5 protein-coding genes and 1 pseudogene are annotated in these 5,276 nt (G+C 68.5%); 2 read left to right on the top strand and 4 right to left on the bottom strand.

Annotated elements, in window-relative coordinates; genetic code table 11:
• Positions 1-661 (top strand): PP2C family protein-serine/threonine phosphatase (locus VFS34_00400; protein HET9792892.1); only part of this gene is annotated, 661 nt, incomplete at its 5' end.
• Between the two features lie 61 nt (positions 662-722).
• A pseudogene (locus tag VFS34_00405) lies at positions 723-1,217 on the top strand (DNA-3-methyladenine glycosylase).
• A gap of 37 nt (positions 1,218-1,254) precedes the next feature.
• Here the strand turns inward: VFS34_00405 and VFS34_00410 are convergent.
• The 4 genes from VFS34_00410 to VFS34_00425 all read right to left on the bottom strand — a co-directional run.
• Positions 1,255-2,409, bottom strand: a complete 1,155-nt coding sequence (locus tag VFS34_00410; GenBank protein ID HET9792893.1) for a DUF4388 domain-containing protein — start codon at positions 2,407-2,409, stop codon at positions 1,255-1,257.
• 168 nt (positions 2,410-2,577) lie between these two features.
• The gene (locus VFS34_00415; protein HET9792894.1) at positions 2,578-3,762 is read right to left on the bottom strand and encodes an acyl-CoA dehydrogenase family protein; all 1,185 of its coding nucleotides are present in this window, start codon (positions 3,760-3,762) and stop codon (positions 2,578-2,580) included.
• A gap of 55 nt (positions 3,763-3,817) precedes the next feature.
• Positions 3,818-4,729: an agmatinase gene (gene speB, locus VFS34_00420; protein ID HET9792895.1), complete on the bottom strand. Its 912-nt coding sequence runs from the start codon at positions 4,727-4,729 to the stop codon at positions 3,818-3,820.
• Between the two features lie 13 nt (positions 4,730-4,742).
• The coding region (locus VFS34_00425) for an arginine decarboxylase, pyruvoyl-dependent (protein HET9792896.1) at positions 4,743-5,276 on the bottom strand (534 nt) is incomplete at its 5' end.

The raw sequence follows: 5,276 nt of genomic DNA on the forward strand, positions 1-5,276 counted from the left end.
GGGGGGCGACTTCTACGACCTCATTCCGATGTCGGATCAGATCGTCGGGATCGCGATCGCCGACGCCTCGGGACACGGACTGCCCGCGGCCCTCCAGGTGCGCGACGTGTACACCGGGCTCCGCATGGGGGTCGCACGCGATTTCAAGATCGTCCGGACGGTGGAGCGGCTGAACCGGATCATCCACGAGTCCCGGCTGACCAGCAAGTTCGTGTCGCTCTTCTACGGCGAGCTCGAGGCGTCCGGGAATTTCATCTACGTCAACGCCGGCCACAACCCGCCCATCGTCGCGAGGGAACGCGAATCGATCCTCCTGCGCCAGACGGGGATGGTCCTCGGCCCGTCGCGCGACGCGGCGTACAGCCGCGGTTTCGTGACGCTGGACGTCGGCGACGTGCTCGTTCTCTACACGGACGGCATCGTCGAGGCGACCGACGCCCGCGACCAGGAGTTCGGCATCGACCGGCTGAAACGGGTCATCGCCCAGAACCGCGACCGGACCGCCGACGAGATCGTGAACGCGATCCTGCAGGGGGTGGCCGCCTTCACCCGCGGGGCGGTCCCGCAGGACGACCGTACTCTCCTGGTCATCCGGCGCGGCACGGTGCCCGCGTCGGAGAAGCGGCTGAGCGCCGAGGTCGCGATCCCCGCGCAGGGCTGAATTGCCCGGCTTCGCCGCGCACCCTCTCCGCCCTCTCGCGAACCTGCGGCTCCCGCCGTCCGTGGCGTCGCTGCCTCCCGCGCCGCGGGGGTTCTTCCTCGCTCCGACGGAATCCGTCGCGCGCCGCCTGCTCGGCGCCTGGTTCGTCCGCCCGTGGCGGGGGAGGACCTACGGCGCGCGGATCGTCGAAGTCGAAGCGTACCTGGGAACGACGGACGCGGCCGCGCACTCCTTCGGCGGCCGGCGGACGGCTCGCGTCGAGCCGATGTACGGGCCGGGGGGGCTGCTCTACGTCTTCGCCGTGTACGGCATGCATTACTGCGCCAACGTCGTGACGCGGGAGGAGGGCGTTCCCCACGCGGTGCTGATCCGCGGCGCGGAGCATCCCGGGGTTCCCGCGTCCACGCTCTCGGGCCCGGCGAGGTTCTGCCGCGCTCTCGGGATCGTGCGGGGGGATTCGGGGCGCGACTTCGCCGCGGGCTCGGGGTGGGAAATCCGGCCCGACCCGGTTTCACGGCGCGCCGTCGTCGCATCCCCGAGGATCGGCGTCGATTACGCGGGAGAAGCCGCCGGATGGCGGCTGCGCTTCTCGATCAGCGGTAATCCGGCGGTATCGCGGCCGCCGGCTCGGCCCTCTTCCACTCGATCACGCCGTCCCGCAGGAGACGCCGGAAGACGAGCAGCACCTCGACCTCGCGGATCGGCGAAATCTTGACGATCGACTTCACGTCCCAGTTGCCGTTGATCCGGGACAGGACGAATCCTTCGTTCGGGGTGAAGTTGAAGCTCGTCAGACGGTCGAGCGGCACCTTGAGGACCGGAATCCGATGGAGCTCGACGCCGTCGGCCGCGAGCCGGGCGCGAAGGCGCTCCTCCGCGATGCGCATCGCCTCCCGCGGCCGGGCGTCGGCCGGGTCCACTTCGCACGCGGTCTGGAAGAGCTTCCAGGCGCCTTCGGGGTCGCCCTCGAACGTCTCGCGCCCCCGCTTGAGCAGCTGATCGACTTCCCCGGAGCGATCCCGGGGCGCGACGGGGACGTCGACGCCGATCGACCGCTGGTGCACCGCCATCGTCCCGTCCCGGACGCCGCCGTACACCATCTTCGCGACCACGAACTCGGAGTTGTGGGTCTGCACCGCGATCTCCTCGATCGAACGCTGGCCGTTGAGATACGGGACGACGAGCTTCTGCTGGTCCGAGAGGCGGTCGAAGGCGAGCGGCCGGACGATCCGCGGCACGACCCTCATGTCGGGCAGCGTTTCGCGGATCCGTTTCCACTCGTCGTACCGGCGCAGCCCCTCCAGGATGATCCCCGTCACGTCGAGCGACAGCGGCACCATCTTCTGATCGGGGAGCTCGTTGTCGAGGAATTCGAAGTCGCCCTCTTCCCAGAGGAACACGTCGTAGATCGATTCCTCCGCCTTCTTGCGCATGAGGCGAAGGAGGTCGTCCTCGGAGATCGCGTTGATCATCACCAGGATCTTCCCGAGGAGGATCGACGATTCCTCCTGAACCTCCATGGCCATCTTGAGCTCGTCCTCGGTGATGTAGCCGTGCGCGACGAGGAAGTGGCCGAGGTATTCGCGCTGGTCCGACGAGGACGAGGAAGCGATGCGGCCGCTCTGGAAGAAGATCCGTTTCTCGATCCCGTGCCCCTCGACGAGGAGGGTGCCGTTCTTTCCCCCGAGCGAGAGCCACTGCAGCAGCTCCGACAGGGCCATCGTGCGGAGATTCCCGGTGATGCCCATCCGCTCAGGCCCTTCCGCCGCGCGCGCCGGGCCGCCGCGGGCGAACCGCGGCGCGAGATGTTCCCGCGGGAACGCGCTGACTCAATCGGAACCCGCCTTCCCCGGGGCTCGCCACCTCGCGGGACGGCCCGGAATCCGCCGGTCTAGGGGAGAATTCTACCGGAAGTCTCACTCCATGGGAGGGTTGTAGGCGGGAATGCCGGTGACCGCCTCCCCGATCACGAGGGTGTGGATGTCGTGCGTTCCTTCGTACGTGTAGACGGACTCGATGTTGGCGAGGTGCCGGAACACCGGGTACTCGTTGACGACCCCGTTGGCGCCGAGCGTCTCCCGGGCGAGCTTCGCGCATTCCCGCGCCACCCAGATGTTGTTTCGCTTGGCCATCGAGACGTGCTCCGGCTTCATCGTGCCGTCGTCCTTCATCTTCGCGAGCTTCCAGGCGAGGAGCTGCCCCTTCGTGATCTCGGTGATCATCCACGCCAGCCGCTCCTGGACGAGCTGGTGCGCCGCGATGGGTCGTTCCCGGAACTGCTTGCGCGACTTCGCGTAGTCGAGCGCGGCCTGGTAGGTCGCCATGGCGGATCCGATGCCGCCCCACGCGATCCCGTAGCGGGCCTGGGTCAGGCAGGAGAGCGGCCCCTTCAGCCCCTCGACGCCGGGAAGGACGTTCTCCTTCGGGATGCGGCAGTCCTCGAACGCCAGCTGGGACGTCACGGAGGCCCGGAGCGACATCTTGCCGCGGTGCTCCGACGTCGAGAATCCCTTCGTGCCGCGCTCCACGAGGAACCCGCGGATCTTTCCGCCGTCGAGGCGCGCCCACACGACCGCGACGTCCGCGATCGAACCGTTCGTGATCCACGCTTTGGCGCCATTGAGGACGAACGCGTCGCCGTCCGTCCGCGCCGCCGTCCGCATGCCGCCGGGGTTGGACCCGAAGTCGGGCTCGGTCAATCCGAAGCAGCCGATCGCCTGGCCGGCCGCGAGCTTGGGAATCCAGCGGTCCTTCTGCTCCTTCGAGCCGTAGGTGTAGATCGGGTACATGACGAGCGCCGACTGGACGGACACGAACGACCGGAGCCCGGAGTCGCCGCGCTCGAGCTCCTGCATCGTGAGGCCGTAGGCGACCGCGTCGAGTCCGGGGAGGCCGTATTCATGGATGCTCGACCCGAAGAGCTGGAGCTCGGCGAGCCCGGGGATGAGCTCCTTCGGAAACCGCCCCTCGTACGCGCAATCCTCGATGATCGGCATCACCCGGTCGTCCACGAAATCGCGGACGGTCTGGCGGACGAGGCGCTGCTCCTCGGTCAGGAGCGCGTCGAAATCGAGATAGTCCACGCCGGGAAAAGAGGCCACGAGGCCCTCCTTCGACAAACCGGCAGATGCTATCAGAAGCGGTCGGAGACCGCCGTCATCGCGGGGGGCGGCCGGGGGAGAGCACGGGGCGCGCGGCGGCGTCCGGATGGAGCGCGTACGCGATCATCTTGTACGCGAGCTTCGCCGCGAGGAAGTCGGGCGCGCGGTTGCCGGGAAGCGGAGCGTGCTCGACGAGGTCCGCGCCGACGATCGGTCGTTCGGCGGCGACCCGCCGGAGGATCTCGAGCGCCTGCGCGTAGGTTCCCCCTCCGGGCTCCGGCGTTCCGGTGCCGGGAACGAGCGAGCCGTCGAGGAAGTCGATGTCGAAGGTGACGTAGACGGGCGCGGTCAGTCGGCGCAGGGCGCGGTCCATCCAGCCCCATCCGGCGTGCATCTCCCGGTTGGACACGACCAGGAGGTCGCGTTCGCGCGCGAACTCGACCTCCTCGCGCGAGATCGAGCGGATGCCGACGTGGACGGTCGGGCCGGCGTCGACGAACCGCCGCGCGGCGCAGGCGTGCGAGTTGCGGCTCCCCTCGTATTCGTCCCGCAGGTCTCCGTGCGCGTCGAAATGGAGGATCGAGAGATTCGGGTGCCGTCGCGCGTGGGCGCGGATGATCGGGGGGGAGATCGAGTGTTCCCCGCCGAGCGTGAAGAGGAACTGGCCGCCGGCGATCAGCCCCGCGGCGAGCGACTCCAGCTCTTCGACCATCGCGTCCGGTTCCGGGTCTTCCGGGTGCCACGGCGGAAGCGTGTGCACCCCGGCGCGGTACGGCTCCCGGTCGAGCTCGTCGTCGTAGAGCTCGACGAAATGCGACGCCTCGAGAATCGACGCCGGGCCGTTCCGCGTGCCGACCCCGTAGGAAACCGTCCGCTCGTAGGGGACGGGGAGGACGAGGACGCGGGAGGCCTCCCGGGGATTTTCGTCCTCCGGGATGCCGAGGAAGTTCTGGGGGAGGAACGGCATCGCCCGCCGGCGCCTACGCGTCGGGGGGGAGCAGGATGCAGGCCGCGATGACGGTCGTCCAGAGTCCCTTCTTGTCGCCCACCGCCGTCTGCGAGATGTTCATCGTGCGGACGATCTGCCCGGAGATCCGCCACTGCTCCTTCCGCTCGTCGTACGACTTGTCGTAGTCGAGCTCGACGCCGAGCGTCGTCGCGAGCATCCCGGCGGCGAGGTCCTCGGCGTAGTCGCCGGCGACCTTCTCGGTCTGGCCGAAGGAGTGGTGCTCCGAGAGATATCCGTAGGTGGCGGAGTTCTTCGGGATCGCGACGCCGACCGAGGCCGCGATCAGCCGATGCGGCTCGTTCGTGGCGTTCTCGCTCATCACGACGAACGTGACGGCGCCGGACTGCAGTTTCTTCGCCCCTTCCTTGCGCGAGATGATGCGGCAGTGCGGGGGAAAGATCGAGGACACCCGCACGAGGTTCTGGTCGGCGATCGAGGCGTCGCGAAGCGCCATCTCGAACGAGGTCAGCTTTTCGCGGTGGCGCCCGACGCCTTTGGTCAGAAA

Source organism: Thermoanaerobaculia bacterium, assembly GCA_035717485.1.
Classification (GTDB): Bacteria; Acidobacteriota; Thermoanaerobaculia; order UBA5066; family DATFVB01; genus DATFVB01.

Excerpts from the sequence above, each read along its gene's own strand:
- VFS34_00410 (HET9792893.1), bottom strand. The coding sequence starts at position 2,409 with ATGGGCATCACCGGGAATCTCCGCACGATGGCCCTGTCGGAGCTGCTG.
- speB (HET9792895.1), bottom strand. The coding sequence starts at position 4,729 with ATGCCGTTCCTCCCCCAGAACTTCCTCGGCATCCCGGAGGACGAAAAT.